This is a genomic window from Polaromonas sp. P3_C2 (assembly GCF_056402675.1).
In genome coordinates this window covers 1-1,700 of the sequence record NZ_JBFUGX010000791.1, presented here as the reverse complement: position 1 = coordinate 1,700, position 1,700 = coordinate 1, and the positions used below count along the sequence as shown (strand labels likewise).

At 58.9% G+C, this 1,700-nt stretch carries 4 protein-coding genes; all 4 read left to right on the top strand.

The annotated features are described in order from the left end of the window. On the top strand, window positions 1-163 hold a 163-nt coding region (locus tag AC1DWI_RS22010; RefSeq protein WP_477725769.1), incomplete at its 5' end, for an orotidine 5'-phosphate decarboxylase / HUMPS family protein. 209 nt (window positions 164-372) lie between these two features. Next, window positions 373-825 carry a DUF3592 domain-containing protein gene (locus tag AC1DWI_RS22005; protein ID WP_477671193.1) on the top strand — a complete coding sequence of 151 codons (453 nt, stop codon included), beginning with the start codon at window positions 373-375 and terminating at the stop codon, window positions 823-825. Between the two features lie 70 nt (window positions 826-895). Beyond that, complete coding sequence (locus tag AC1DWI_RS22000; RefSeq protein WP_477671192.1) at window positions 896-1,210, top strand: hypothetical protein; 315 nt, start codon at window positions 896-898, stop codon at window positions 1,208-1,210. A gap of 84 nt (window positions 1,211-1,294) precedes the next feature. After that, a partial coding sequence (locus AC1DWI_RS21995; protein ID WP_477725768.1) for a tetratricopeptide repeat protein occupies window positions 1,295-1,700 on the top strand: 406 nt, incomplete at its 3' end.

The window sequence follows — 1,700 nt, the reverse complement described above, 5'->3', positions numbered from 1 at the left end:
TCAGCTTTCCCAGGCGGCCACAGACCAGGTGCGCATCTCCACTCCTGCTGCGGCAGCCAGGGCAGGCGCCACGCACATCGTCATCGGCCGAGCTATCGCAGGTGCTTCGGAGCCACTGGTAGCGTACCGGACAGCGGTCGAGTCGTTTAGCAATGGCGTCTAACCCCTCAATCAACCAGACGTATCCTGGCATGCCGGCATCTTGTTTTTCGGCGTCGTCCTCGCTACATTCCTGGTTTGGGTCGCATATGAAGTCGCGACACGCCACGCCGCATAACATATCAACCAGCGCGGAGCCACAGCAGCAGGACGTGGCGCCGCGGCATTTATTAGTAGTCCGATCATTTTTACCTTAGGCCTAAGGAGCCACCGATGTTTCGAATCTTAGGTAGCCGAGTTGTCGCGATCTGTCTTGTTGTGTTTGGCATCTTTTTTATGTATGCCGGTCACAAGAACGCCACCAAGTTTTCGGCATTGCGCGATCACGGCAAGACGACCAAGGCCGAGGTAACCAGACTGGAGTGGAAGGAGAAGAAGAATACCCATGCTGACAGCCTGTACACAGCGCATGTTCGCTTCACTACGGAGGATGGTCGCGAAATTCGGACTGAAGTCGGCGTTGCTGCGGAGCTTGGCCGTGCCTTGCGCAGCAACTCTGTCCCATCCACCATGACGGTTCGCTATCTACCTGAGGCACCCAGCACGCTTCAAGACATCAACCAGGACGACTCCTCTGATGCCCAGAAGGGAGTTGGTCGCTATATGCTGCTTGCGGGACTGGCAATGCTGGTCATCCGCTTCTTCTTTTCAGGGCGTGCGAAATGATGCCCGATCCTTCCTTCAAGCGGACCTGCCTGCGGCGGTCCGGTTAAGTCGAACGTTAGACCGTTCCTCAATGTTCCGCTCTGCCACCATCGCTGAAGTCACTGACCTATTGGAGGACGGTCTTCGCAGGTTGCATCCGGAGCATAGAGCGGCTTTAGAGAAGGCCTGCATAGCTCCGCGTGAGCTGTCGGTCGCGGATTCACCGGGTGAGTATGTCGTTGCCGTGGCCGCCTTTGGCGATAAGCTGCTGTACTGGTCCGACGTAGAAGAGGGGTGGGAGCTCGAACGCCCAGACGACAAGGGCGGCATTGCGTCGCGTGGCTGCAACCAGTTTGAGCTAACTCATGTCATGTATCAAACGCTGGGAGATCCCAATGCGGTCTAACTGGTCGGTCAACGCGGATCCACAACTGCAAGGTGGCTCCGCCGCAAATGTTGCGGTCCGGTCACCCTCTACGTTAGGCGTCACGTGACGGCCGCCGAGGACATTTATTACGACCTGGCGCCCGAAGAGGCGCGGGAACGGCTGCTCGAACTCGCCGGAGATGGGGACCACGAGGCAGAGTTTTATCTTGGTCACTTGGCGGACGAGAGCTCGCCCAGGAACCCGGTCGAAGCGCTGGTCTGGTACAAGAAAGCTGCCGCCGGCGGCCTGCTGGAGGCAAAGCACTGGGTTGCAAGCTTCACGTATCACGGCATGGGCACAAGTCAGGACGTCTTGGCTGCCGTCCGCCTTCTCCGCGAATGTGCGGAGGCGGGGCTGGATTCATCCCAGTGGAAACTCGGCCAGCACCTTCTGCAGTTCCCGGAGAACACGACCGAGGCTCTCCGGTGGTTGACGGCCGCGGCAAGCCAAGGGCACACGGGGGCAATCG